The sequence below is a fragment of the Cnuibacter sp. UC19_7 genome (assembly GCF_042699995.1).
Classification (GTDB): Bacteria; Actinomycetota; Actinomycetes; order Actinomycetales; family Microbacteriaceae; genus Cnuibacter.
On sequence record NZ_CP170560.1, the window covers coordinates 3,013,563 to 3,038,393 of the forward strand.

General features: G+C 71.7%; 18 protein-coding genes. 9 read left to right on the plus strand and 9 right to left on the minus strand.

Annotated elements, in window-relative coordinates; all coding sequences use genetic code 11:
• Positions 1–9: 9 nt before the first annotated feature.
• Complete coding sequence (locus ACFJGV_RS14370) at positions 10–1,215, plus strand: LLM class flavin-dependent oxidoreductase (protein ID WP_378144667.1); 1,206 nt, start codon at positions 10–12, stop codon at positions 1,213–1,215.
• On the plus strand, positions 1,212–2,588 hold the full coding sequence (locus tag ACFJGV_RS14375) for an NtaA/DmoA family FMN-dependent monooxygenase (RefSeq protein ID WP_378144668.1): 1,377 nt from the start codon (positions 1,212–1,214) through the stop codon (positions 2,586–2,588). Before ACFJGV_RS14370 ends, ACFJGV_RS14375 begins: the two co-directional genes overlap by 4 nt.
• A gap of 25 nt (positions 2,589–2,613) precedes the next feature.
• Here the strand turns inward: ACFJGV_RS14375 and ACFJGV_RS14380 are convergent, their stop codons facing one another.
• The 3 genes from ACFJGV_RS14380 to ACFJGV_RS14390 all read right to left on the minus strand — a co-directional run bounded on the left by ACFJGV_RS14380 (position 2,614) and on the right by ACFJGV_RS14390 (position 6,141).
• Positions 2,614–3,495 carry an Abi family protein gene (locus tag ACFJGV_RS14380; RefSeq protein WP_378144669.1) on the minus strand — a complete coding sequence of 294 codons (882 nt, stop codon included), beginning with the start codon at positions 3,493–3,495 and terminating at the stop codon, positions 2,614–2,616.
• Positions 3,496–3,592: 97 nt separating this feature from the next.
• Positions 3,593–4,909: an O-acetylhomoserine aminocarboxypropyltransferase/cysteine synthase family protein gene (locus tag ACFJGV_RS14385; RefSeq protein WP_378144670.1), complete on the minus strand. Its 1,317-nt coding sequence runs from the start codon at positions 4,907–4,909 to the stop codon at positions 3,593–3,595.
• Positions 4,906–6,141: a MalY/PatB family protein gene (locus ACFJGV_RS14390; protein WP_378148740.1), complete on the minus strand. Its 1,236-nt coding sequence runs from the start codon at positions 6,139–6,141 to the stop codon at positions 4,906–4,908. The genes ACFJGV_RS14385 and ACFJGV_RS14390 overlap by 4 nt, the downstream gene beginning before the upstream one ends.
• Before the next feature lie 217 nt (positions 6,142–6,358).
• On the opposite strand from ACFJGV_RS14390, the gene ACFJGV_RS14395 reads away from it, so the two are divergent.
• Complete coding sequence (locus ACFJGV_RS14395; RefSeq protein ID WP_378144671.1) at positions 6,359–6,700, plus strand: carboxymuconolactone decarboxylase family protein; 342 nt, start codon at positions 6,359–6,361, stop codon at positions 6,698–6,700.
• On the opposite strand, the gene ACFJGV_RS14400 is transcribed toward ACFJGV_RS14395, so the two are convergent.
• On the minus strand, positions 6,672–7,619 hold the full coding sequence (locus ACFJGV_RS14400; protein ID WP_378144672.1) for an AraC family transcriptional regulator: 948 nt from the start codon (positions 7,617–7,619) through the stop codon (positions 6,672–6,674). The genes ACFJGV_RS14395 and ACFJGV_RS14400 overlap by 29 nt on opposite strands.
• 122 nt (positions 7,620–7,741) lie before the next feature.
• Here ACFJGV_RS14400 and ACFJGV_RS14405 point away from each other — a divergent pair, with 122 nt between their 5' ends.
• The 4 genes from ACFJGV_RS14405 to ACFJGV_RS14420 all read left to right on the plus strand — a co-directional run bounded on the left by ACFJGV_RS14405 (position 7,742) and on the right by ACFJGV_RS14420 (position 12,190).
• Complete coding sequence (locus ACFJGV_RS14405) at positions 7,742–8,290, plus strand: carboxymuconolactone decarboxylase family protein (protein ID WP_378144673.1); 549 nt, start codon at positions 7,742–7,744, stop codon at positions 8,288–8,290.
• A 46-nt stretch (positions 8,291–8,336) separates the two neighbouring features.
• Positions 8,337–8,567, plus strand: a complete 231-nt coding sequence (locus ACFJGV_RS14410; RefSeq protein WP_378144674.1) for a hexameric tyrosine-coordinated heme protein — start codon at positions 8,337–8,339, stop codon at positions 8,565–8,567.
• A 144-nt stretch (positions 8,568–8,711) separates the two neighbouring features.
• The gene (locus tag ACFJGV_RS14415) at positions 8,712–10,862 is read left to right on the plus strand and encodes a glycosyltransferase (RefSeq protein WP_378144675.1); all 2,151 of its coding nucleotides are present in this window, start codon (positions 8,712–8,714) and stop codon (positions 10,860–10,862) included.
• A complete protein-coding gene (locus ACFJGV_RS14420; RefSeq protein WP_378144676.1) occupies positions 10,859–12,190 on the plus strand; it encodes a nucleotide disphospho-sugar-binding domain-containing protein in 1,332 nt (443 codons plus the stop codon). Before ACFJGV_RS14415 ends, ACFJGV_RS14420 begins: the two co-directional genes overlap by 4 nt.
• A 486-nt stretch (positions 12,191–12,676) precedes the next feature.
• Here ACFJGV_RS14420 and ACFJGV_RS14425 read toward each other — a convergent pair whose 3' ends face one another.
• The 5 genes from ACFJGV_RS14425 to ACFJGV_RS14445 form a co-directional block, all read right to left on the minus strand.
• Complete coding sequence (locus ACFJGV_RS14425; RefSeq protein WP_378144677.1) at positions 12,677–13,975, minus strand: enolase C-terminal domain-like protein; 1,299 nt, start codon at positions 13,973–13,975, stop codon at positions 12,677–12,679.
• The gene (locus ACFJGV_RS14430; RefSeq protein WP_378144678.1) at positions 13,968–14,852 is read right to left on the minus strand and encodes an NAD-dependent epimerase/dehydratase family protein; all 885 of its coding nucleotides are present in this window, start codon (positions 14,850–14,852) and stop codon (positions 13,968–13,970) included. The genes ACFJGV_RS14425 and ACFJGV_RS14430 overlap by 8 nt, the downstream gene beginning before the upstream one ends.
• The gene (locus ACFJGV_RS14435) at positions 14,849–15,787 is read right to left on the minus strand and encodes a carbohydrate ABC transporter permease (RefSeq protein WP_378144679.1); all 939 of its coding nucleotides are present in this window, start codon (positions 15,785–15,787) and stop codon (positions 14,849–14,851) included. Before ACFJGV_RS14435 ends, ACFJGV_RS14430 begins: the two co-directional genes overlap by 4 nt.
• Positions 15,784–16,728 (minus strand): carbohydrate ABC transporter permease, encoded by a 945-nt coding sequence (locus tag ACFJGV_RS14440; protein ID WP_378144680.1) that lies wholly within the window; start codon positions 16,726–16,728, stop codon positions 15,784–15,786. Before ACFJGV_RS14440 ends, ACFJGV_RS14435 begins: the two co-directional genes overlap by 4 nt.
• 147 nt (positions 16,729–16,875) lie before the next feature.
• Positions 16,876–18,165, minus strand: a complete 1,290-nt coding sequence (locus ACFJGV_RS14445) for an extracellular solute-binding protein (protein ID WP_378144681.1) — start codon at positions 18,163–18,165, stop codon at positions 16,876–16,878.
• 248 nt (positions 18,166–18,413) lie between these two features.
• Here ACFJGV_RS14445 and ACFJGV_RS14450 point away from each other — a divergent pair, with 248 nt between their 5' ends.
• Together ACFJGV_RS14450 and ACFJGV_RS14455 are read left to right on the plus strand one after the other, a co-directional pair.
• The gene (locus tag ACFJGV_RS14450) at positions 18,414–21,896 is read left to right on the plus strand and encodes a sugar-binding protein (protein ID WP_378144682.1); all 3,483 of its coding nucleotides are present in this window, start codon (positions 18,414–18,416) and stop codon (positions 21,894–21,896) included.
• Between the two features lie 84 nt (positions 21,897–21,980).
• Positions 21,981–24,827: a family 78 glycoside hydrolase catalytic domain gene (locus ACFJGV_RS14455; protein WP_378144683.1), complete on the plus strand. Its 2,847-nt coding sequence runs from the start codon at positions 21,981–21,983 to the stop codon at positions 24,825–24,827.
• The last annotated feature ends 4 nt before the right edge of the window (positions 24,828–24,831 follow it).

Below are 24,831 nucleotides of genomic sequence, written 5' to 3' on the forward strand. Positions count from 1 at the left end.
AGTCCTCGTATGACCCACGATCCCCGCATCCACCTCGCGGTCGCGCTGGAGGGCGCCGGCTGGCATCCCGCAGCCTGGCGCGAGCCCAGCTCCCGGCCGCACGAGCTCTTCACCGCCGCGTACTGGACCGACCTGGTGCGCGAGGCCGAGCGAGGGCTGCTCGACCTCGTCACCCTCGAGGACTCGCTCACCGTGCAGTCCGCCGATCCCTTCGCACCGGATGCGCGCACCGACGAGGTGAGGGGACGCCTCGATGCCCTCCTCATCGCGTCGCGGGTGTCCCCGGTCACGTCGAGGATCGGGCTCGTGCCGACGGTGACCGTGACCCACACGGAGCCCTTCCACGTCTCCAAGGGCGTGGCGACGCTCGACCATACGAGCCTCGGGCGGGCCGGATGGCAGGTCAAGATCTCGGGTCGGGAGGACGAGGCCCGCCAGGTCGGCCGACGCCGCGTCGGCCTGTCGGTCTCCGCGCTGCACGACGAGGCGAGCCGCCAGCAGATCGTCGACCTCTTCGACGAGGCCACGGATGCGGTCGAGGTGTCGCGGAGGCTCTGGGACAGCTGGGAGGACGATGCGGAGATCCGCGACGTCGCGACCGACCGCTTCCTCGACGCCGACCTCGTGCACCGCATCGACTTCGAGGGCCGGTGGTTCTCGGTGCGCGGCCCGGCGATCGTGCCGAGGCCGCCGCAGGGCCAGCCCGTCGTCGTGGCGCTCGCGCACTCCGAGATCCCGTACCGCTTCGCCGCGCGATCCGCCGACGTCGTCTTCGTCACCCCGCTCGACCAGGCGGATGCGGATCGCATCCTCCTCGAGCTTCGTCGCGCGGTCGACGCCGAAGACCGTCGGCTTGAGCGGCTCAGGGTGTTCGCCGACCTCGTCGTGCTGCTCGACGGCCCGGGTGAGTCGGCCGTCGACCGGCTCCGGCGCCTGGATGCGCTGGGCCGGCCGCTCACCTCCGACACCGCGGTCGTCGCCGGATCCGCCACCGACCTCGCGGATCGGGTCGCCGCGCTGAGGCTGGCCGGCTACGACGGGGTGAGGCTCAGGCCGGCGGTGCTCACCGACGACCTGCCGCGGATCGTCGACGACCTGGTGCCCGAGCTCCAGCGCCGCGGACTGTTCCGCGCCGAGTACGAGGCCGCCACCCTGCGCGGCACCCTGGGGCTCGAGGAGCACCCGGCCGACCGCTACACCGAGGAGCTCGCATGACCGCGCCGCAGCGCAAGCAGATCATCCTGGCCGCCTACGTGGGTGGCGTCAACGAGCACACGCTCTGGGAGCATCCGGATGCCGGCAGCCAGGTCGAGTTCGACACCTTCCGGCACGTGGCCCAGACCGCCGAGCGGGGCCGCTTCGACTACTTCTTCCTCGCCGAGGGGCTGGCGCTGAGGGAGCGCGACGGCCGCGTCTTCGACCACGACATCGCGGGCAGGCCCGACACCCTGCCGGTGCTGGCGGCGCTCGCGGCGGTGACGGAGCACATCGGGCTGGTGGGCACGCTCAACGCCACGTTCAACGAGCCGTACGAGCTCGCCCGGCAGCTGGCGAGCCTCGACCACTTGTCCGGAGGCCGAGCGGGCTGGAACGTCGTCACCTCGTTCGACGCGTTCACCGGCGCGAACTTCCGCCGCGGTGGCTTCCTCGACCGCGCCGACCGGTATGTGCGTGCGGAGGAGACCGTGCGCGCCGTCACCGAGCTGTGGGACTCGTGGGATGCCGACGTCGTCGTGGCCGACAAGGAGTCGGGCGTCTTCCTCGGCGCGGGTCGCAGCGGGGGGTTCTCGATCGCGAGCGAGCAGTTCGACATCGACGGGCGCTTCACCGTGCCGCGCAGCCCGCAGGGTCGTCCGGTCATCGTCCAGGCCGGGGTGTCGCCGCAGGGTCGCGAGTTCGCCGCCGCCAGCGTGGACGTCATCTTCTCTCCCTTCCACGCCGGCCCGGAGGCGCACGAGTTCTCGCGCGACATCGCGGCGCGCGTAGCGGCCGCAGGGCGGCCATCCGGGTCGGTGAAGATCCTGCCGGCCACCGGGTTCGTGCTCGGCCAGACCACCGCCGAGGCGGAGGAGAAGGCGCGCTGGGTGCGCGACCAGCAGTTCACGCCGCGTACCATCCAGGTGCTGTTCGAACAGGTGTGGAACCGCGACCTCTCCTCCTACGACGTGGACGGGCCGGTGCCCGCCATCGGACCCGACCTCGACGCTCCGCCGTTCATCCAGGGCCGGGCCCTCATTCACTCCGATCGGGAGGGCACGGTGCGTCGCTGGCAGCAGCTCGCCGCCGAGCGCGACCTCACCCTACGCGGCCTGGCCGAGGTCGTGTTCGACCACACCGACTACGTGGGCACGCCCGCGGAGGTCGCCGACCGCCTCGACGAGTTCGTGCAGTCGGGCGGCGCCGACGGCGTGGTCATCGGATCCCACCTGCACCCCGGAGGCCTCGACGAGTTCGTCGACTCCGTCGTGCCGCTGCTGCAGGAGCGCGGCTCGTTGCGCTCGGACTACGAGGGCACGACCCTGCGCGACAACCTGCGCATCCCCCGCCCCGGCGCCGTGGAGGTGACGGAGACAACGCGGGCCGTCTGAAGGGAGGCGGCGGCCGCGGCGCTGCTCACCGAGTCCTGTCCGGGTCGGTCAAGCCCTTTCGATACGACGGGTCGCTGGCGATCAAAAGTTCCGTCGACTCGATGAAGGACCGGTCTTGGCGGATGCTCTCGACGAAGTGTCCCAGCACGCTGATGACGCCCCAGGGGGTGTCCGAGTATCTCCGAAACCCGGACTCAGTGAACGCGCCGGCGAAGAGTCGCGGCTTGTCTGTCTGCAGCACTCGGTTCCATATCCGCCCGTGGTGGGCGCAGACGTTCCGGAAGACGGCCACTGAGCGCAGATTGGAGTGCATGGAGGTGTACAGGCCGTCGGTGTATCCGAATCGCTTCGCGATTGCCGCCTTGGTCGTCTCATCCGCAAGGAGTCCGTACATCCGCGACAGCGTGCCGAACGACAGAGCCTCGGTCGCGACCCAGAGTGGGACCTCCCCTGCCCGGGCATGGTGTCGTACGTGTCGTTCCTTCGAGCGTTCGATGTCCTGTTCGATATCGCGTAGGAGTCTGGCTCGGAGGTCGACGCCGTCGTCGTTGAGAACTGCGGAATAGGTGCCCTGGCCGAGGTACTCTGTGCCGGTCCCTCCGGGAGCGCAGAGCAGCGTCGCCATGATCGTGCGAAGGGCTACCTCCACCTCGGCGAGGCCCTCGAGTAGCAGGTTCCGAAGGTCGGCATCCATCAGGTACATGTCGAGCACATCACCGAAGTCGGTCCCGTGCTCGAATGCGTTCCGTCCGGCCCGTGGGTCTGTCTGGAAGTACCGCCAGTACCCGGACAGCCGAAAGTAGCCCTGGGTGAGGAGTGCGCGAGCGAGGACTCCTCGGCTGTCGCTCATCCCGCGGTCGGTCAGGCGTTCGAGCTGTGCGGGGATCGAGAGAGACGGTTTGCTCATAGGTTGTCGGTTATACGAAAAGGCCCCCCGACCGACTCGCGCTGCGAGCCCCCCGGGGGAACTGTTACCGAGATTCTATCACCAATGCCGGAGCCCCTCAAGATCCGGCGGTACCGACCGCTTCAGGGTGCAAGGGGTCGAGGGCCTGGAGGAGGTCGGCGATGATGTCGTCGGCGGTCTCGAGGCCGATCGAGAGGCGGATGAGGCCCGGGGTGATGCCGATCGCGAGCCGCTCCTCCTCGGTGAGCTTGCCGTGGATCGTGCTGCCGGTGTGCAGGGCGAGGGTGCGGACGTCGCCGATGTGCGTCATCCGGCTCGCCAGCTGCAGCCGGTCGAGGAACTCGCGGGCGGCGTCGCGCCCGCCGGCCAGCTCGATCGACACCACCGAGCCCGCCCCGCGCGGCAGGTACTTCTGCGCCAGCGCGTGGCCGGGGTCGTGGGGTAGCCCGGCGTAGAGCACGCGGCTGAGGGCGGGATGCCCCTCGAGCGCCTCGGCGACGCGGGTGGCGTTGGCGACGTGACGCTCCATCCGCAGCGACAGCGTCTCGATGCCGTGGAGCAGGAGGAACGTGCTGATCGGGGGCACGGTCGGCCCGTACTCGAGCACGATGACCGAGCGCAGCCAGTTCGCATAGGCGGCGGCGCCGAAGCGTTCCGCGAAGGGGATGGGCCGTGCGGGGGTGGGGCCGGTCAGCTGAGGGAAGCGGTCGGCGTGCGCCGCCCAGTCGAACCGGCCGCTGTCGATGATGGCGCCGCCGATGACCGAGCCGTGGCCGGCGAGCCACTTCGACGTCGAGTGGATGACGATGTGCGCGCCCCACTCGATCGGTCGACACAGGTAGGGGGTCGCCACCGTGTTGTCGACGACCAGCGGGATGCCGGCGCGGTCGGCGATCCGGGCCAGCCGTTCGAGGTCGACGACGTCGTTCAGCGGGTTGGGGATCGTCTCGGTGTAGAGCGCCTTCGTCTGCGGGGTCACCCGGGCGAGCCATTCGTCGTCGGGGGCGTCGGCCGGCACCGCGTCGAACGCCAGACCCTGCCGGGCGAGCACCCCGCGGAACATCTCGCGGGTGCCCTCGTACAGGCTCGAGGTGGTGAGGATGCGGTCGCCCGCCGACGCGAGGCCGAACAGGGCCGCGGCGATCGCCGCCTGTCCGCTCGAGACGAGCACGCCGTCGACGCCGCCCTCGAGGTCGGCGAGGCGACGCGCGCCGATCGCGTTCGTGGGGTTGTCGTTGCGCGAGTAAGCCCGCCCGCCACGCCCCGCGAACCGGGTCTCCCCGTCGTCGAACGAGTCGAACACGTAGCCTGCGGTCTGGTAGATCGGCGTCACCCGGGCCTGCGCCTCGGTGTCGACCACCTCGCCGGCGTGGATCTGTCTGGTCTCGAACCCGTAGGCCGGCCCGTCGGTCATGCGTGCTCTCCTCGCGTCGATACGGCGTGCTCTCCGCCGGTGTCCTGCCCGCCTGTGCGCTGCTGGACGGCGCGGCCCATCGACGTCAGCGCCTCCTCGAGGATCGGGCGCGGCGTGGCGAACACCAGCCGCACATGATCGTCGAACCCGGCCCCGCAGAGGGCGCCCTCGGTGAGGGTGACGCCGGCGTGCTGGCGGAAGAACTCCGCGGGCCGCGCGCCGAGCCCCAGCCGGCAGACGTCGATCCAGCCGATGTAGGTGGCATCCGGGCGGCGCAGGCGGGCGCCGGGCAGGTGTGTGGCGACGAGTTCGTCGAGCAGCCGCCGCGATCCGTCGAGATAGCCCATCGTGTCGCCGAGCCACTCGCGCCCGTCGCGGTAGGCCGCCGTCGAGGCGATCACACCGAGCGTCGACGCCCCGTGCACCACGGCGAAGCCGAACCTCGAGTAAGCCCGCTCGTCCTCGTCGTTCGAGGTGATGAGCTGGGCGGCCTTGAGTCCGGGGATGTTCCATGCCTTGGACGCGCTCGTCCCCGTGATCGTGTGCGCCGCCGTCTCCGCCGAGAGCGACGCGTAGGGGATGTGCTCACGGTCGTAGCGGAGGGGCGCGTGGATCTCGTCGGCGAACACCCGTCCGCCGTGGCGCGAGACCACCTCGGCGATCGCCTCGAGCTCCCCTCGATCGAGCACCGAACCGGTCGGGTTGTGCGGGTTGCAGAGCACGAGCGTGCGTGCCCCGGCGCGGAACGCGCGATCGATGCCGTCGAGGTCGTGGCTCCAGCGGCCGTCGGTGTCCACCGCTCCGGGCACCTCGATGACCGGATGTCCGAGGCCGGGCAGGTAGGTGAGGAACGGCATGTAGGCCGGCGTCGGCACGATGACCGCGCTTCCCGGCTCGGTGAACTCCTGCACCGCGACACCGAGCGCCGCCATCACATCCGACACCGGATGCACGCGGGCCGGATCGACGTCCCACCCGTGCTCGTCCGCCAGCCAACCGGACGTCGCCTCGCCGAGCTCGGCAGCGACGGCGGGGGACAGGTATCCGAAGACCTCGTCGTCGACCGCCCGGTGCAGCGCCTCGGTCACCGCGGGGGCCGTGCCGAAGTCCATCTCAGCCACCCAGGCGCCGATCGTGCCCGGATGCAGGCTCCACTTCCTGCTCGACGGACGGTCGAGGCGGTGTCGCGTACGGAGGTCGAGCGGATGGAGCTCGTCGATCGAGGTGCGCATCTCGTCCACCGCCCCTCGTCCGCAGATTCCGAACACCGTCCGAAAGAAGGCTCGCATCCCCGCCGCCCGTGATCCACCCCGCCGTAATACGGCGCAACCCTCGCCCAATGTGACGTCGCGCTTCACGCGCGGGCCGCCGGGCCGGCGCCGTGGCGGAGGATGGCCGGACGGCCGTGGGATCCGCCACGGCCGCTCCGTGATCAGGAAGGGCGCGCCGATGACCGGCTTCTACGACAGCGAGAAGGACCGCAGCTTCACGCGGGTGTACAAGGAGCAGACGCCCGACATCCTCGCCGCGTTCAGCGCGTTCGACTCCGCGGTGTTCGCGAAGGAGGGTCGCGCCATCCCGCTGAAGTACCGGGAGCTCATCGCGCTCGCGGTGGGCATCACGACCCAGTGCGTCTACTGCATCGACGCCCACAGCGCCAACGCCGTGAAGGCGGGCGCGACCGAGGAGGAGCTGGCCGAGTCCGCCTGGGTCGCCACGGCCATCCGCGCCGGTGGTGGATACGCGCACGGGCGGCTCGCGTTCAAGCTCGCGGAGGGCCACCAGCACTGAGTCGGCCAGCAGAACCGAGCGGTACGCCATCGGCTGCACCCGCCGGAGGCGCCGCCGGCGCGTCCGCGGCTCTCGTCTGTGCGAGCCACTGGCGCGGCGAGACGCCCACACGCTGCGAGAACACGCGCGAGAACGCCGGCGCGCTGGTGTAGCCGAGGCGCGACGCGGCCAGGCCGACCGGCTCGCCGGAGCGCAGCAGGTCCTGCGCCAGCGCGATCCGCCAGCCCGTGAGGTACTCCATGGGCGGCGTGCCCACCGACGACGTGAAGCGCGCCGCGAAGGTGCTGCGTGACATCCGCGCGGTGTCCGCCATGGCGCCGAGCGACCACGCGGCGCCCGGCGACTCGTGGACGGCGACGAGCGCCCGCGCCAGTGCCGGATCGGCGAGACCGGTGAGGAGGCCCGGCGGCATGTCGAGGTCGCCGGTGTGGTCGAGCATCCACCGGAAGAGCTGGAGCAGCACCACCTCGAACAGGCGGTCGACGATGACCCGCCGCCCGCACGCCACCACGTCGACCTCGGCGAAGAGGAGGTCGAGCGCGGGCCGCAGGGTCGAGACCTCGTCGAGCGGCACGATCACCACCGACGGCAGTGCGACGATGAGCGGATGCGCGACCCCGCCCTCGATGTCGAGCGTGGCGCACGCGAAGTCGGAGTCGTCGGTGGGGGCGTTGTGGAAGGCATGCTCGTGCGGTCGCGGGTAGAGCAGCAGGCTCGGCTCGGTCACCTCGATGGTCTGCAGTCGGCCGTCCGGGCCCTGGTGCGAGACCGTCATCTCGCCCTCGCGCAGCACATGCAGGAAGCCGCGCCCCGGGCTCGCCCCGAAGGTGGTCACCCCGCAGAGCGGGCCCGCATGGAACAGCTGCGCGCGGATGCGGAACCGCTCGAGCATCGAGGACAGGCGATCGAGAGGTTCCATGCATCCACTGTCTCAGACGATCTGCAATGAAGTCCAGACTCTGCGCAACTCATCGTCCGGCTGGCTACGGGAGTCTGGACACAGCCCGGACGGACCGGGCGAGAGAACAGACAGGACGCATCATGTCGCTCATCACCCTCGTCGACCCCGACACCACCACCGGACGCACCAAGGAGCAGCTCGACGAGATCAAGGCCGCGTTCGGCACGGTCCCGGCGATGTTCAAGACCGTCGCGAACTCGCCCGCCGCGCTCACCAGCATGTGGGGCGCGTTCGGCGCCTTCGGCTCGAGCAGCGCCCTCGGCGCCGCGCTGGGCGAGCAGATCGCCGTCGCCGTCGCGAACCGCAACGCGTGCGAGTACTGCCTCGCCGCCCACTCCGCCCTCGGCCGCAAGGCAGGCGTCAGCCGCGACGTGATGGCCGCCGCTCAGGTCGGCGAGTCGGACGACCCGCGGACCGCCGCCATCCTCGCCTTCGCCCTCGAGCTGGTCGAGAAGCGCGGACAGCTGGAGGCCGAGGACGTCGAGCGCGTCCGCGCGCAGGGCGTCAGCGACGAGGAGATCGTCGAGATCGTGGCGCAGGTCGCCCTCAACCTGTTCACGAACTACGTCAACGTCGCCCTGGCCGTCCCGGTCGACTTCCCGACCGTCAGCCTCCGTCGCGCCGCCTGACCGCGGTGTCGACGAGGCGGACCACCCGTAGAGAGAGGACCATCCGATGACCGAGTCATGGCTCCCCAGCCTCCTGACCGCTACCCCGGAGGAGGGCTACGCCCTCGCCATCAGGCTCTCCAGGACGGGGGTGAAGATGACGCAGCCGGATGCCGCCGTGCGGGAGCGGCTCCGGGCGACCTACGCGGAGAACGCGGACAGCCTGATGGGAGCATCCCAGGTCATCGCCATCAACTTCCAGACGGTGGCCGCCGCCAACGGCTACTGGCGGAGATGACGGATCGGGCCGGAGAGGTCAACCCCCTTGCTGGGATTCTCCCGCGAGCGGTGAGGCGGAGGTCGGCATACGCTCAGCCGCAGGTCGACGCGACGGGAACCTGACGCCGCACGCGGGCCGTTCCGTGCCCGGAGGAGAAGTGCCATGGGAATCCTGACGCCGCTCGACGAGGTCCGTCACGCGGGGAGCATCGTCGAGGCCATGCGCCTCGCCGATGACCTCGCGTTCGAGGCCAACCGCGACCCGGGAGCGCGCACCATCCGCGTGCTCACGGGGGCGCTCGACGATGACGACCAGCTCGTCGCCATCGCGGCCACGCACGCTCTCGCGCAGGTCATCGACGAGCAGGCCGACCGTGCCCTGTCGAAGCTGCTCTCGAGCGAGCGCGCCTTCCTGCGCGAGCACGCCGCGTGGGCGATCGGATCGCGTATCCCGCGGCCCGACGCGATCGGTCGGCTGATGCGGATGGTCGCGGCCGGCGGGTTCGGCGGGATGCTCGCACAGCGCTCGCTCGAGCAGTGGGCCGTGGTGACGCCCGAGCCCATCGCGGTGGGTCTCGAGGGCGCGCTCCTCGGTCACGCTGACGCCGGCACGCGATATCGGCTCGTCGAGACCCTGGGCCTCGTGGCCGGGCGGGTGGCGACGCGGTCGCTCCTCGTCGTGGCTACCGACACCACGGAGGACGAGCACGTCCGTGTCGCCGCCGTCGCCGCGCTCGGTCAGCGGCGCAACGACGAGGAGACCTCCGCCATCCGGGCCCTCCTCGGCCGGCTCTCGCTCGGCGGCGACTACCTCGCGGATGCGTCCCGCCTCGCGCTCGTCGACCTCGAGGGCGGCTCCGCGGTGCGGACCGAGCCCCACGACGACCTGCGCGTGGCCCAGCTCTTCCTCCACGCCGACATCGACGCCGACCTCAGCCACGCCGGGTCGGGCGACAACGGCGGCATCGCCACCCTCCTCGTCCGGCTCGGCGACGCGCTGGTCGCGGAATCCGGGTCGCCGGTGGAGCAGGTGATCACGATGTCGCGCGGATCCGTGTCGGAGGCGCTCGAGAGCGTCGACGAGCTCCGCGCCGCCGACGGCGGCCACCGCTACGGGCGGATCCCGCTGCTCAGCGACCCCACCCCCGGCGCGACCGCGTGGCCGCTCCGGGTCGCGGCACGCCGCGGCATCCGGCGCATCCTGCGGGCCGCGGGCGGCGTCGACGTGCTGCACCTGCGGATGGCGGACGTGGGCAGCCTCGCCGCCGCCGACGTCGCGCGCGAGCTCGACGTGCCGATGGTGTTCACCGTCGCGCCGGACCCGCACTCGGTGATCCGCTCGATGGAGCTCTCGGGACGCCTCACCCGCGAGAACTTCGGCGACGCGGATGCACACGAGCACTTCTGGTTCCGCACCCGGCTCGTGCGGCGGCTGGCCTCCGACGCCGACCACAGCGTCTTCTTCCCCCGCCCCCAGCTCGCCGACGACATGCGCGAGCTCGTCGGCATCGACATGACCTCGCACCCGGAGCGGCACACCGTCGTCCCCGAGGGCATCGACCTGGGTGTGGTCGACCGCGCCGTGCGCGAGGCGTCCGACCTGATCGCCGGGATGCCCGCCGCTCCCGCCCTGCGCGAGCTCGCGGCGCTGCTCGAGCAGCTCCCCGCCGAGCGTCGAGGCCTCCCGCTCCTCGTGAGCGTCGGCCGCTTCCACCGGGTCAAGGGGATGGCGTCGCTCGTCGAGGCCTGGGCCGCCGGGCCGCTGCGCGACCGAGCGAACCTGCTGCTCATCGGCGGCGATCTCGCGCATCCGTCCGCTGATGAAGCGGAGCAGCTGGCGCTGATGGAGGCCGTGGTGCCCTCGAGCGAGCGACTCTCGCGCGGTCTGCTGCTGCCCGGGCACCGCCCGAACGACACCGTGGCCCGCTGGGTGGCGGCGGCGCGGTTCGGGATCACCGGGCTCGCCGCGCCCCACGGCGTGTACGTCTGCGGAAGCGTGAAGGAGGAGTTCGGGATCGCGCTGCTCGAGGCGATGGCGACCGGGCTCTTCGTCGTCGCGCCCGACGGCGGCGGGCCCGCGACCTACGTGACGCCCGGCCGCACCGGCATCCTCACCCGTACCTGGGACCCCCGCGCGCTCGAGCAGTCGATGACCGAGGCGCTGGATCTCGCCGCTCCCGCATCAGACCAGGGGCAGCCCGCCGAGTCGCGCGCGGTCGTCGAGCGCAGCTTCACCGTGGGCGCCATGGCGCAGGCGCTCACCGGCGTCTACGACACCGTCGGCCTGCGCGCACGCGAGGCGGCGGCCGCGTGACGCTCCTCGTCATCAGCCCCGACTACGCCTCCCACCTCCTGCCTCTCGCCACTCTGGCCACGGCCTGGCGTGACGCGGGGGAGCGGGTGGTCGTCGCCACCGGGCCCGCCACGACGGGCATCGTGCAGTCGTTCGGCTACGAGCACACCCTCCTGCAGCTCGGGCGCGGATCGAACCCGGGTGTCATCCGCGCCGAGGAGCAGCCGAAGGGCGAGGATGACGCGCTCCGCGGGTTCTTCGCCGCGACCCGCGTGGGCATGGTGGAGACTCTGCGGTTCCAGGCCGAGGCCCGCCTGACCGACCTCATGTGGGAGCCCGTGGAGAAGGCGCGCGCCACCCAGGAGGTGGTCGCCGCGATCCGGCCCGACCACATCCTCGTCGACCACCTCGCGTTCAGCGCCCGGCTCGGGCTGACCGCGGCGGGCATCCCGTACGGGGATGTCGTGCTCGGGCATCCGTCTGCGCTGCCGCTGGCAGGCAGCGGCGAGGTGTACGGGTTCCCGCCGGCGTGGCCCGCGGCCTTCGCGCCCGGGGCCGACGAGCTCGCGCGTCTGCGCGAGCTGTGCGAGCGCGTCGACCGCACGTTCACCGCCGAGTGGAACGCGGCGCTGGCCGCGCTCGATGCATCGGCCACGCCCAGCGCGAGCGCGTTCGAGGAGCACGGCGACACCGTCCTCTTCAACTACCCGGTCGAACTGGCGGATGAGCGGCGGCGGGCCGCCTACTCGCCTGCGTCGTTCCTCGGCTCGGCCGTGCGGGAGGAGCACGGCCCGGACGTCGACTCGGTCGACTCGTGGATCGCGGCCTCCGACATCCCGATCGTGTACGTCAGCTTCGGGAGCTTCCTCTCGGTGCGCGACGACGTGCTGGGCCGGGTCGTGGAGGCGCTGCGCGACCTGTCGTCCTCGGGCGGATCCCTTCGCGTCGCTCTCGCGGTGGGGTCGGCCGACGTCTCGACGCTCGGCCCGCTGCCCGAGGAATGGCTGGTGCGCGAGTTCCTGCCGCAGGTCACGTTGCTTCGCGCCGCGGCGGCCGCCGTCACGCACGGGGGCAACAACAGCGTCACCGAGGCGATGACTGCGGGTGTCCCGCTGCTGGTGCTCCCCTTCTCGACCGACCAGTTCGCGGGTGCCGCCGCCCTCGAGGACGCCGGCCTCGCCCGCGCCCTCGACCCGAACGTCGCCACCCCCGCCGAGCTGCGGGCCGCGCTGGCGGACGTGCTCGCCCTCCCGGGCGACGCGGCCGCGCGCCTCGCGGCGCTCGCGGCCTCCCTCCGCACCCGCCCGGGCCCCGCCCGAGCCCGCGCCGCCCTCCTCAGCACCCCTTAACCCGCCCGTAGGGGGCGGGTCCCCGCGCCGACTGGCGACTTCTGGCCCTAGATGCGTCCGCGAGAGGGCGCGTTCTCGCCGTTCGGGATGAGGGCCAGCGGCAGCGACGTGGATGCAGGTTGCGGCGCACGGGGGAAGAGGATCTGCGCCGAGTGGCGGGCTCCTCTTCGGGACGGGATTCGTCGTGAGAGAGGCGTCCCGCGCGCGAGGGTGATGCGGGTTGCGCCCCCTGGGCGGCATGACGGGGCCGTGGAGGCCTCGACGGCGCGCTGATGCGGGCGCAACCCGCATCACGGCCCCGCAGCCCACATCCCGCGCCGCTGCCCGCGGCAAGGCCCCGCAACCCCCCACCCCGCCCGCTGGGCCTGCCACGAGGGGCATCCCCCTGCGCTGAGTGGCGAGAACCCGCCCCGAAAGTGCCCGCGGAAGGGCGGGAGCTCGCCGTTCGGCGAGGAAGAACGCGCGCGGAGCCCGGCGCCGACGGGGTCAGGGTGCGACGAGGCCGCCGTCGGGGGCGCGGACGCCCGCTGCCCAGGCGTCGTGGCCCGAGAAGTGGGCGGGGAAGCGGGCGGCGGCGTTCTCGTCGAGGTCGACGCCCCAGCCGGGGGCGTCGTTCGGGGTGAGCCAGCCGTCGACGATGTCGATCATGCCGGGGAAGACCTCGTGGGTGGCCTCGTTGTACACGTGGCCCTCCTGGATGCCGAACGCGGGGCTCGACACGTCGAGGGCGACGGCGGCGGCCACCGCGAAGGGGGACGCATCGCCGGGGGAGTGCCACGCGGTCTTCACCCCCTCGAGCTCGGCGAGCACCGCGAGGCGTCGGGCGGCGCTGAGGCCGCCCACGTCGGAGAGGTGGCAGCGGAGGAAGTCGACGGCGTGCGTCCGCACCAGTCGCGCGGCCTCGACCGCGCTCGTCGCGAGCTCGCCGACGGCGATCGGCACGGGGGAGGAGGCGCGCACCTCGGGCAGGCGATCCCAGAACTCGGGCGCGAGCACGTCCTCGAGGAAGAAGGGTCTGAACTCCTCGAGCGACCGCGCGAGCATGACGGCCGTCTTCGGCGAGAGCCGCGAGTGGACGTCGTGCAGCAACTCGACGTCGTCGCCGAGCAGCTCGCGCATCCGCCCGAACAGCGCCGGGGTGCGGCGGAGGTACTCCTCGACACGCCATCCCGTCGGGGTCTTCGCCCAGGTGTACCGGTCGGCGCTGGGCGGGGCGCCGTAGTGCCCGATGCCGGGCTGGCCGGTCTGGATGCGGATGTGCCGCAGTCCCGCATCCATCAGCTCACGAGCGTGATCGGCGGTCGCCTCGGGGGTGGGTCCCTCGGCGTGGAGGTAGACGTCGGCGGCGGCGCGTACGCGCCCGCCGAGCAGCTCGTAGACGGGCATGCCCGCGCGCTTGCCCGCGATGTCCCAGAGCGCGAGGTCGAGGCCGGAGAGCACGTTGTTGCCCACCGGGCCCTCGCGCCAGTACGCGGTGAATCGCACGAGGCGGAGGATGTCCTCGATGTCGCCGGGGTAGCGCCCGATCACGAGCCGGCGCACGTGCTCGAGGTAGGCGACGACCGCCTGCCAGCGCTGCGTGAAGGTGGCGCAGCCGAGGCCGTAGAGCCCGTCGTCGCTGGTCTCGACCTTGATGACGACGAGGGGGATGCCCTCGGGCGCGGTGACGATGGCGCGCACGTCGGTGATCCGGACGTCGTCGCGGGGCTCCCAGGGCTGCCCGAACGTGGCGGGCAGCGGCTCCGCCTCGACGAGCCGGGTGACGACGGGGGCTGCGTCAGACACGCTGTTCTCCTCTGCGGGCGGGCTCGGGGGTGGCCGAGTCGTCGTGGATGGACTCCTCCGCCTCGAACCCCAGCAGCACGCGCGCACGGCGGGTGTCGACGAGGCTGCCGTTGCCACGTACCGGGGCGGTGAGCGGAACACCGGGTGCGTACCGGGCGAGGAGCTCGGCGCTGAGGCCGTCGAGCAGGATGTCGCGGGCGCTGACGGCGATCACCTGGGCACCGGGCACGGAGGATTCAAGGGAGCACTGCACGGCCCGGGCCGCATCCGCCATGGTCAGGTACGACCAGCCCTCGCGCACCATCTGCGCCGGATCGTCGGCCACCTCGTCGCGCACCTCCTCGAGGACGTGCGGCCACTTCACCAGCGGGAAGCGCAGCGCGACGACGTCGATGCCCCACCGGCGGTGCGCGAACACGGCGGTCCGCTCGTCGGCGAGCTTGGAGAGCGAGTAGGCGTCGGCGATGTCGGGGGCCGTCGACTCGTCGAGCGGGAACCGCGGCGGCATCACGTCGTGCGGGTTGTTCGGGTAGCCGATCGCGTTGATGCTGCTGGCGATGACGGCGCGGCGGATGCCGAGCTCGCCGGCCTGCTCCAGCACGTTGAACGTGGAGTCGGTGTTCACGCGGAACACCTCGTAGGGCGTGCCCAGGCTGGGGTGGGGGATGGCGGCGAAGTGGGCCACCGCGTCCGCCCCCCGCATCGCCCGGGCGACGTCGGCGACCGACGTGGTGTCGCCCGTGAGCACGCGGTCGGCGGGGTGATCGGCGGTGTAGTCGAGCGAGAGGGCGGTGACCTGGTATCCCTCCGCGAGGAGGCGCGAGGTGACGGCGCGGCCGATCTGGCCGTCCGCTCCCGTGACGAGGACGCGGGTCATCCCTTCACCCCGCCCGACATGCTCGCGCCGCGGAGGAACTGCCGCTGGAAGATGAGGAACAGCACCACGGGCACGAGGAGGGAGAGGAACAGGGCGGCCATCTGCACGCTCAGCTCCGTCTGATCCGCGAGCCGCGGCAGCGCCACCGACACCGGCTGATTGTCGGGGTTCGGCAGCACCAGCAGCGGCCAGAGGTAGTCCTTCCACGACGCCACGATGGTGAGCAGCCCCACGACGCCGAGGATCGGGCGGGCGAGAGGGAGCACGATGCTCCACAGGATGCGGAGGGCCCCGGCGCCGTCGATCCGTGCCGCCTCGTAGAGCTCGGCCGGGATCGACTCGAGGAAGCGCGAGATGATGAGCACGTTGAACGCCGTGGCGGAGGCGGGCAGCCAGACCGCCCAGAACGTGTTCACCAGGGAGATGTTGAGCACCGGCATGTCGCGCACCGTGAGGTACAGCGGCACGAGCGACACGATGCCGGGGATGAACAGGGTCGCGAGGATGGCCCCCGACAGCAGCCCGCCCCAGCGCGGACGCAGCACGGTGATGACGAACGCGGCCGTGGTGGAGATGAAGAGCGTCGCCACCATCGATCCCAGCGCCAACGCCGCCGTGTTGAGCAGGTAGTGCCCGATCCGACCGCGCTCCCACGCGATCCCGAGGTTCTGCCACTGCACCGTGCCGCTGGTGAAGAACGAGAACGGCCCTTGGATGAGGTCCTGCGTGGGCGAGACGGCGGCGAGGGCCAGCCAGATCAGCGGCCCGAGCCCGGCGACGATGAGAAGAACCAGCACGACGATCTGGCCCACCCCCATCCAGATGCGGACGACGGGTCGGGCGCGGTCGGCGCTCGAGATGTTCGTGCGGGTCTCCGGCTCGATCTCGCGCTCGCGGCGGAGCCACCGGGGGCGGATGCGTTCGGCGGTGGTCATGAGCGGCTCCAACGGCGGGTGAGGAGGAGGTAGGCGACGGAGAAGAAGGCGAGCACCACGGCGAGCAGCACGCTGAGCGCGGTGGCGGCGCCGTAGTCGACGCGGATGAAGGCGTAGTCATACACCGACATCAGCAGGGTCTTGGTCGCGTTCTGCGGCCCGCCCCCGGTGAAGAGGAAGGGCTCGGTGAAGATCTGCATGGTGCCGATCACCTGCAGCAGCAGCATCGTGCCGATGATGCCGCGCATCTGCGGCAGCGTGACGTGCCAGACGCGCTTCCAGATGCCGGCGCCGTCGAGCTCGGCGGCCTCGTACAGCTCGCTGGGCACGCTCGTGAGTGCGGCGATGTAGATGATGACCGCGGATCCGGCCCCGGCCCACGTGGTCTCGAGCACGATGGAGGGCATCGCCATGGCGGTGGAGTTGAGCCAGGGGAGAGGCCCGATCCCGACGAGGCCGAGGATCGAGTTGAAGACGCCGTCGTCGCTCGGCTCGTAGAAGAACTTCCAGAGCAGGATCGCGACGACCGGCGGGACCACGACCGGCAGGTAGGCCAGGCCGCTGAAGTACCAGGCCCGCTTCTTCAGCTCGGAGATGAAGACGGCGAGGGCCAGGGGGACCGGGAAGCCGAACAGCACGGCGAGCACGGTGTAGTAGACGGTGTTGAGGGCCGCCTGCGGCAGACCGGGGTCGGTGAGCACGTAGGCGAAGTTGTCCCAGCCCACCCACTCGGCGGTGCCGCCCGGCACCGGGTTCTGCCAGCTCATGATGAGCGAGCTGACGATGGGCCCCCACGAGAAGTAGAGGTAGACGAGGATCGCCGGCAAGGCGATGCCCAGGGCCACGAGGCCCGGGCGGGCCCGTCGCCATCGTCGGGTGAGGCCCGAGGCCCCGCTCGCGGGACGGACTGCGCTGCGGCTGAGACGCGCCTGCTCGCTCATCTGTCGCTCCTCTCGTGGTGGAAGGGAGGAGGGGAGGCGGGCCCCACCACGTGGCCCGCCTCCCCGGTGCGAGTCAGCGTCCGAGTCGCGACTGCACGTCGGTCTGAGCCTGGCTGAGCAGGCCCGAGACGTCGGCGTTCTGGTCGGTCAGCACGGTCTGGACGACGGTGTCGAGAGCCCCGTAGACCTCCTGTGCGTTGTTGACCGGCTCGGGGATGACGGGGATGTCGCTCGAGGCCTCGCGGTACGGGTGAAGTTGGAGGTCGGGACGTTGATGTAGTCCTTGATCCAGTCGAAGTACTGGTCGTACTCGTCGGAGTTCACCACGGGCAGGCCCGGGAGACCGGTGACGGATCCCGCCTCGTTGGACGCCTTCGCGTCCGACACCGCGGTGTCCTGGTCGAGGTAGCGCTCGAGGTAGAAGAAGTCGACCCACTTCACGGCCGCGTCCTTCTCGGCGTCGGTCGCGTTCGGGTTGACGATCTGCACCGTGCCACCGCTCAGCGTGCCGTTCGTGCCGTCGTTCTGCGGCATGCCGCCGATGCCGAACGCCTCAGCGGGGAGCTTCAGGTTCTGCACCGCGGTGTAGTAGTAGTCCGAGGCGCCGATGACCATGCCGATCTTGCCGGCGGCGAAGTCCTGGGCCTGCGACTGCACGTCGTAGAGGGCGTTCTCGGGGAGGGTGCCGTCCTGCCAGCGCATCTCCTGGATGGTCTTCAGCGCATCCTTCGAGGGGGTGTCGTCGAAGGTGGCCTTCGAGCCGTCCTCGTTCTCGACGGTGCCGCCGTAGGAGTAGGTGATGCCGGTGAACTGCCATCCGCCGGTGTTGTTGGTGCTGAGCACCGAGAAGCCGGCGGCGCCGGTCGCAGCCTTGATGGCCTTGGCCGCGTCGCGCACCTCGTCCCAGGTCTTCGGCGGGTTGTCGGGGTCGAGTCCGGCCTGGGTGAACAGGTCGCGGTTGTAGACGAGGCCGAAGGAGTACGCGTTGGTGGGGATGGCGTACACGTTGCCCGAGGAGTCCTCGGTGAGCTTGCGGACCGTCGGGTTCAGCGAGTCGTAGATGCCCTCGGACTTCAGCGCGTCGGTGATGTCGGCGGCCTGTCCGCGCTTGATGAGGCCCTGCGGCTCGGTGAGCGGGACGCTCATCACGTCGGGGAGGCTGCCGCCCGCGGCGAGCGCCTGGAAGGTGGTGGCGTCGTAACCGGTCTCGACCGGGTCGAGGTCGATGTTCGGATTGGCCGCCTCGAACGCGGTCACGCGCTCGTCGAAGTACTTCTGGTCCTCGGGGCGGTCGGCGCTGGGGCGGTCGCCGATCTGGATGGTGACCTTGCCGTCCGTGCTGCCGGACGTGTTGTCCGACGAGCAGCCGACGAGGGCGGCCGCGGCGATGCCGCCGAGCGCGAGCAGTGCCGCAGCGGAGCGGGTGCGTTTCGTCATTGAAACTCCTAGGGAGTGGATCTGTGGGGGACTGGTGCTCGGGAAAGAAAATCGCTTTCCCTGATCGATGTCTACCACCGATCGGCGGCTTCGTCAAAACCCGGTTCGGTGACTTCGTCCCAATTCTGGCATGGATCGGCGGCCTGGTTCACAAAGAACCGTTTGACACCCCCAACGTGCTGTGCAGACAATGGGCCCGGTTAGGAAACCGATTTTCCTGTCTCGCACACTCGATGAGGAGTCTCCAGGTGCCAGGTCGAACCCCGCCCGCCCCCGCCCGCCGATCCCGGCGTCCGCTCGCCGCTCTCACCGCGGCGCTGCTCGCCGGCGCCGCCCTTCTCGTGCCCGTCTCCGCGGCGCACGCCGCCGACACGGGCCTCGGTGTCGAGTCTGTCGACGGCTGGTCGGGCGTGAGCTTCGACGGCTCGTCCGGCACGGGAGTGCCTGCGGCCGTCTCGAGCGACGCGCACTCCGGATCGGCGGCGCTCGCCATCGACCTCGACACCACGACGGTGACCGACAGCGGATGGGAGATGGCCTACCGGGCACTGCCGTCGGTGCCGGTCGACTCGCTCACGTTCTGGGTGAAGGCGCAGAACGCGTCGAGCCTCGGCGTGCAGCTCATCGACAGCACCGGTCAGACGCACCAGACGTTCCTTCCGCTCGCGGCGACGGACCAGTGGCAGGAGGTGACCCTGGCCTCGCCGACCGACGACCCGTCGCACGGGGCGTGGGGTGGAGCCGCCGACGGTGTGTGGCATGGGCCCGCGACGCAGCTGGGCTTCGTGCTCAACGCGTTCGCCCGGGCCGACACCTCCGTGCCGACCGCGACACTGCTCGTCGACGACATCGTCGCGCACGCCGCCGACGCGCCCTCGTCGCTGTCGCTCGGACAGAGCGCCGTCGGCAACGTGTTCACCCCCGGCGAGCCGACCGCGTTCCCGTACTCCACCGAGGCGGATGCGCTGCACTGGAGCGTCACCGACGCCGCCGGTGCGCCCGTCGCCTCGGGCACGCAGGCCGTCTCGACCGCGACCGGGACGCTGACGCTCGACGGCCTCGACCTCGGCTGGTACTCCCTCGCCGTCGACGCGACCCGTGAGGGTGCCGCCGTCGGCCACGCGGAGACCACCTTCGCTCGCGTCGCGGATCCGTCGGACGTCGACCAGACCGGCCGCTTCGCCGCGGCCACGCACTACGGTCAGAGCTGGAGCACCGACAGCCTTCCTCTCCTCGCCGCGGGCGGGTTCCCGCAGCTGCGTGACGAGGTCTACTGGAACCAGGTCGAGACCCAGCCCGGCGTCTACGACTGGAGCCGTCCGCGCAGCGAGTTCCTCGACGAGGCCGAGCAGCAGGGCGTCAAGCCGCTGCTCCTGGCCGGATACGGCAATCCGCTCTACGACGCAGGCAACGGCCCGAAGAGCCCCGAGGCCGTCGCGGCGTACTCCGCCTACGCGGCGTCGATGGCGTCGGAGTTCGGCGATGTCGCCACCGGCATCGAGGTCTGGAACGAGTGGGACCTGGGCCTCGGCGGCAACACCAACACCTCGGCCGCCGACTATGTGAACCTGCTGAAGTCGGCCGCGCCGGCCATCAAGGCCGCCGCCCCGAACCTGCCGGTCATCGGCCCGGCGGTCGCCGACCTCAACACCTCCTGGCTGGAGGACGCCTTCAAGCTCGGCGCCCTGCAGTACGTCGACGGGATCGTGCTGCACCCGTACAGCTACCCCGCCGGCGCCGAAGCCCTGGACGCCCGCCTCGAGCAGGTCGACGCCCTGGTGAAGGAGTACAACAACGGTCAGTCCAAGCCGATCTACATCACCGAGCACGGCTGGCCGACCGGCACCGACGCGCGGGCCGTCAGCGAGACCTCGCAGGCCGCGAACATCGCCAAGTCGGCTCTGATCGCCGCCATGAACGGGGTCGCGAAGTACTACGTGTACGACTTCGTCAACGACGGCACCGATGCGAGCGAGACCGAGCAGAACTTCGGGCTGGTGCACAGCCAGGACGATCCGCTCGGCGCGTTCACCCCGAAGCCGAGCTACGTCGCGTACTCCACGGCGGCTCACCAGCTCTCGGGTGCGACCTTCGCCGACCGCGACACCAGCATCGCCGACGTGTGGAACATCGGCTACAACACGCCGACCGGGCCGCTGCGCGCCCTGTGGGCGGTCAGCCCGCAGACCGTTCAGGTACAGGCGACCGGCACGGTGACGGTGACGGATGCGTACGGCGCGGCCCACACCGTGGATGCGGGCGCCGGCACGACCCTGACGCTCGCGCTGAGCGACGCCCCGGTCTACCTCTCCGGGAACGTCTTGGCGGCCGCGCCGTCCGCGACATCACTGGCGCTCGATCAGGCCTTCCTCGGCCAGCCGGTCGCGGCCCACTGGACGATGGACAACACCACCGGCGGCAGCGCTGCCGAGTTCGCGCTGGCCTTCACCGACGGCACCCGGGTCACCCAGACCGTGGCCGCGGGCGCCACGTCGACGCTCGACTTCACGCTGCCGGCGCCGACCGCGACCGGCGCCTACAGCGTGTCGGGGCAGCTGACCCAGGGGGACACCTTCCTGGGCACGCTCCGAGCGTCGACCACCGCGTTGGAGGCGCTCGGCCTGACGGGTGAGCACGCCATCGATGCGGACGGACGGTCGGTGCTGCGCCTGACCGTGTCGAACGCCGGCGCGGAGGCGACGACAGTGGACGATCTCTCGTACACCCTGGGCGCCGCCTCGGGCACGGCGGCGACGGATGCGGCGCTGCCCGGCGCCTCGACGGTGGAGTCCGACGTCGTCCTCGACGCGCTGACCGAGCCCACGCCCTGGACGGCCTCCGCGACCGTCGACGGCCGTGAGCTCACCGCATCCGGCACCGTCTCGCCGCTCGACGTGGCGGGTGCGGCCCCGGTCGCGTACCGGAGCATCGAGGTCGACGGTGTGCTCGACGACCTCGACGGCGTCCCGTCGATCGACCTCGCCACCCAGGGCACCGACCAGACGGTCGGATCGACCGGCCCGGCCGACCTGTCGGGCACCGTCTGGTACACGTGGGACGACGACAACCTCTACCTCAGCGCCGACATCGCCGACGACGTGCACGATCAGCCGTCGTCGGGCAGCACCATCTGGCAGGGCGACTCCATCCAGTTCACGGTCGCGGCCGGTGCGCCGGGCGAGGCGACCGCATGGAATGAGATCGGGGTGGCGCTGACCGCCTCCGGCCCGCAGCTGTACCGCTGGCTGTCGGTCGGGGAGGGCTCCGGCACCGTGACGGGGTCGCAGGTCGCGATCACTCGCGACGACGCCGCCGGCCGGACCGTGTACGAGGTCGCTGTCCCGTGGAGCCGCCTCGGCGGCATCCGCCCCGACACCTCGCTGGTGAGCAGCTCGATGCTCGTCAACGAGGCCGACGGCGCGGGCCGCGCGGGCTACATCGGCTGGGGCGGCGGCATCGCGGCGGAGAAGGACTCGGCGCAGTTCCACGCCCTGCGTCTGCTCGCGGCGCCCGTCGACTCGGAGCCCGGTACGGGCCAGCCCGGCGAGGGCACGCCCGGTGCGGGCGGTTCGGGATCGGCGGCCGGCGGATCCGCCGCCGCGGCGGCGCAGGGCGGCGGGGCGCTCGCCTCGACCGGCTCGGGCGACGCGGTCGGCCTGCTCGGCGGCGCGCTCCTCCTGCTCCTGGCGGGTGCGGTCGTGATGCTGAGACGACGCCGCACCGCCGCCTGAGCGGAAGCACCCCCACGCGATGCCGGTCCGGACCCCACCCCGGGCCGGCATCGTCCTGCACCACGACGGAGGAGGATCCCTGCGATGAGCGCGGCGACGGTCTCGACGCTGCGGATCGGACGGCGACGGGATCGCCCCGTCACCGCTGATCCCCGGCCCCCGGTCTCGTGGACTGTGGAGGCGGATGCGGGCTGGGTGCAGTCGAGGGCCCGCCTCCGGCTCGACGGCGACCGGATCGCGGAGCTCGACAGCGAGGCGTGCGTGCTCGTCGCCTGGCCGTTCGAGCCCCTCACCGAGCGGGGCGTCCACAGGCTCGAGCTGCAGGTGATCGGCGCCGACGGCCGCGCCTCCACGTGGAGCGCGCCGCTGACCTTCACCGCCCTGAACCGCGCGGAACCGTGGGCCGCCCCACTCATCGGCCTCGCGCATCCGGGCACCCCCGTCCAACCCGTCTACCTCCGTCGCGAGGTGGACATCGACGAGACCGTCGTCGCCGCGACGCTGGAGGCGACCGCGCACGGCGTCTACCAGATCGCCGTCAACGGCGCCGAGGTCGATGATCACGTGCTCAAGCCCGGGTGGACCTCGTACCGACACCGGCTCGCGCTCGAGAGCACCGACGTGTCCGCGCTCGTCCGACCCGGCGAGCGCAACACGCTCGCGGTCCGACTGGCGGGCGGATGGTTCACCGAGCGCTACGGCTTCGGCGCCTCGGCCCGGAGGGTCTACGGCGAGCAGCCCGCGGTGTCGCTCGAGCTGCGTCTCGAGCATGCGGACGGTCGTATCGAGCTGGTCCGCAGCGACGAGCACTGGCGGGCGTCGACGGAGATCGAGCTCGTGAGCAGCGGCCTGTACGCCGGCGAGACCCGCGACGCGCGCCGCCGCCAGCAGGGCTGGGACTCCCCGGGGTTCGACGACGCCGGCTGGCTCCCCGTCGAGGTGGCCCCGCTGCCCACCTCGGTCGCGGTCCGGCCCGTCGACGTCGAGCCCGTGCGGTGCGTCGAGGAGCGCTCACCGGTCGAGGTGCTCACGACTCCCTCCGGCGCGACCGTGCTCGACTTCGGCCAGAACATCGTGGGGCGCGTGCGATTCACGGTCGACGGCCCGCCCGGTACCGAGATCACCCTGCGCCACGCCGAGGTGCTCGAGCGCGGCGAGCTCTGCGTCCGCGCGCTCCGCGCGGCCGAGTCGATCGACCGGTTCACCCTCGCCGGCGGCGGGCCGGAGGTGGTCGAGCCGGAGTTCACGTTCCACGGCTTCCGCTACGTGGAGGTGAGCGGATGGCCCGGCGAGGTTCGGCCCGATGCCTTCCGGGCGGTCGTCCTCCACAGCGACCTCGAGCGCACGGGCGGCTTCGGCTGCTCCGACCCGCGCCTCGATCGGCTGCACGAGAACGTGGTGTGGAGCATGCGGGGCAACGCGCTGGGGCTGCCCACCGACTGCCCGCAGCGCGACGAGCGGATGGGGTGGACGGGCGACGCCCAGGTCTTCGCGCCCGCGGCCGCATCCCTGTACGGGGTCGATGCCTTCCTCGGCTCATGGCTCGACGACCTCGCACTCGAGCAGGGAGACCGCGACGGACTCGTGCCCACGATCATCCCCGACGTGCTCGGTGAGCTCAGCGACGTCGCCGCCGCCGGATGGGGCGACGCGGCCACGGTGGTGCCGAGCGTCCTCTACGAGAGATACGGCGACGTCGACCTGCTGCGCCGCTGCCTGCCCAGCATGCGGGCCTGGGTCGACCGTGCGCACCGCGAGGCGGGACCCTCGCGGCTCTGGGAGACGGGCTTCCAGTACGGCGACTGGCTCGATCCCACCGCATCCCGGCCCGACAAGGCGGCGGCGGATCCCGGTCTGGTCGCCACCGCGTACCTGTACCGGTCCACGCGGCTGCTCTCCGATGCCTACCGGGCGGTCGCCGCAGCGTCCGACGCCGACGCCGCCGAGGGAGAGGTCGACGCGCTCGCGGCGGCGCAGCACGAATACGCAGCGCTCGCGGACGAGGTGAGGGGGGCGTTCCGCAGCGCCTACCTGACGCCCGGTGGGCGGCTGATGTCGGATGCGCCGAGCGCCTACGCCCTTACCCTCGCCTTCGGGCTCATCGACGACGAGTCGACCACCGGGCGGCTCGCCGATCGGCTCGCCTTCCTCCTGCGGGCCCGCGGGTACCGGATGGCGACCGGCTTCCTCGGCACCCCGGTCGTGCTCGACGCCCTGCTCGACCAGGGTCACGTCGCGGCGGCCGAGCAGCTCCTGCTGCAGGACGTGTGCCCGTCCTGGTTGTACCCGGTGTCGATGGGGGCGACCACGATGTGGGAGCGGTGGGACTCGATGCTGCCGGACGGCTCGATCAACCCCTCGGGCATGACGTCGTTCAACCACTACGCCCTGGGCTCGGTGGCCGACGTACTGCATCGGCGCGTGGGCGGTCTGGCGCCGGCCGCCCCGGGATATCGGCGGGCGCGCATCCGCCCCTGGTTCGTCACCGCGCTCGACCACGCCCACGTGCACCAGGAGACCCCGTGCGGGCGGATGGGCGTGAGCTGGCGGCGGACGGGCGGATCGATCGTCGTGACCGCTGAGCTGCCCACGGGAGTCACCGCCTCGGTCGAGCTGGGAGACCGGCCGCCGTTCGAGGCGGGGGCGGGGTGTCACGAGTGGATCGTCGACGATCCACGGTCGTCTGCCCCGGCGCCGCCGCTCGGGGTCGATGCCGACCTCGCGGATCTCGCCGACCGTCCGGGGGCGTGCGCCCTGGTCTCGCGGCGGCTCGCCGCTGTCGACGCGGCGCTCGGCCGCGAGTTCGACGAGTTCGTGCGCTGGGTGCCCGGCCGCACGCTGCGGGCGGAGCTCGCCGCCGTCTCACCCCCGCCCGGTCTCGTCGTGCGGCTGGATCAGGAGTTGCGCGCGCTCACCGCCCCCTCGCAGTGAGGGC

What these genes read in the sequence shown, in the direction of transcription:
- ACFJGV_RS14370 (WP_378144667.1), top strand. Translation starts at nt 10, where the DNA reads ATGACCCACGATCCCCGCATCCACCTCGCGGTCGCGCTGGAGGGCGCC.
- ACFJGV_RS14375 (WP_378144668.1), top strand. Translation starts at nt 1,212, where the DNA reads ATGACCGCGCCGCAGCGCAAGCAGATCATCCTGGCCGCCTACGTGGGT.
- ACFJGV_RS14380 (WP_378144669.1), bottom strand. Translation starts at nt 3,495, where the DNA reads ATGAGCAAACCGTCTCTCTCGATCCCCGCACAGCTCGAACGCCTGACC.
- ACFJGV_RS14385 (WP_378144670.1), bottom strand. Translation starts at nt 4,909, where the DNA reads ATGACCGACGGGCCGGCCTACGGGTTCGAGACCAGACAGATCCACGCC.
- ACFJGV_RS14390 (WP_378148740.1), bottom strand. Translation starts at nt 6,141, where the DNA reads ATGCGCACCTCGATCGACGAGCTCCATCCGCTCGACCTCCGTACGCGA.
- ACFJGV_RS14395 (WP_378144671.1), top strand. Translation starts at nt 6,359, where the DNA reads ATGACCGGCTTCTACGACAGCGAGAAGGACCGCAGCTTCACGCGGGTG.
- ACFJGV_RS14400 (WP_378144672.1), bottom strand. Translation starts at nt 7,619, where the DNA reads ATGGAACCTCTCGATCGCCTGTCCTCGATGCTCGAGCGGTTCCGCATC.
- ACFJGV_RS14405 (WP_378144673.1), top strand. Translation starts at nt 7,742, where the DNA reads ATGTCGCTCATCACCCTCGTCGACCCCGACACCACCACCGGACGCACC.
- ACFJGV_RS14410 (WP_378144674.1), top strand. Translation starts at nt 8,337, where the DNA reads ATGACCGAGTCATGGCTCCCCAGCCTCCTGACCGCTACCCCGGAGGAG.
- ACFJGV_RS14415 (WP_378144675.1), top strand. Translation starts at nt 8,712, where the DNA reads ATGGGAATCCTGACGCCGCTCGACGAGGTCCGTCACGCGGGGAGCATC.
- ACFJGV_RS14430 (WP_378144678.1), bottom strand. Translation starts at nt 14,852, where the DNA reads ATGACCCGCGTCCTCGTCACGGGAGCGGACGGCCAGATCGGCCGCGCC.
- ACFJGV_RS14435 (WP_378144679.1), bottom strand. Translation starts at nt 15,787, where the DNA reads ATGACCACCGCCGAACGCATCCGCCCCCGGTGGCTCCGCCGCGAGCGC.
- ACFJGV_RS14440 (WP_378144680.1), bottom strand. Translation starts at nt 16,728, where the DNA reads ATGAGCGAGCAGGCGCGTCTCAGCCGCAGCGCAGTCCGTCCCGCGAGC.
- ACFJGV_RS14445 (WP_378144681.1), bottom strand. Translation starts at nt 18,165, where the DNA reads ATGACGAAACGCACCCGCTCCGCTGCGGCACTGCTCGCGCTCGGCGGC.
- ACFJGV_RS14455 (WP_378144683.1), top strand. Translation starts at nt 21,981, where the DNA reads ATGAGCGCGGCGACGGTCTCGACGCTGCGGATCGGACGGCGACGGGAT.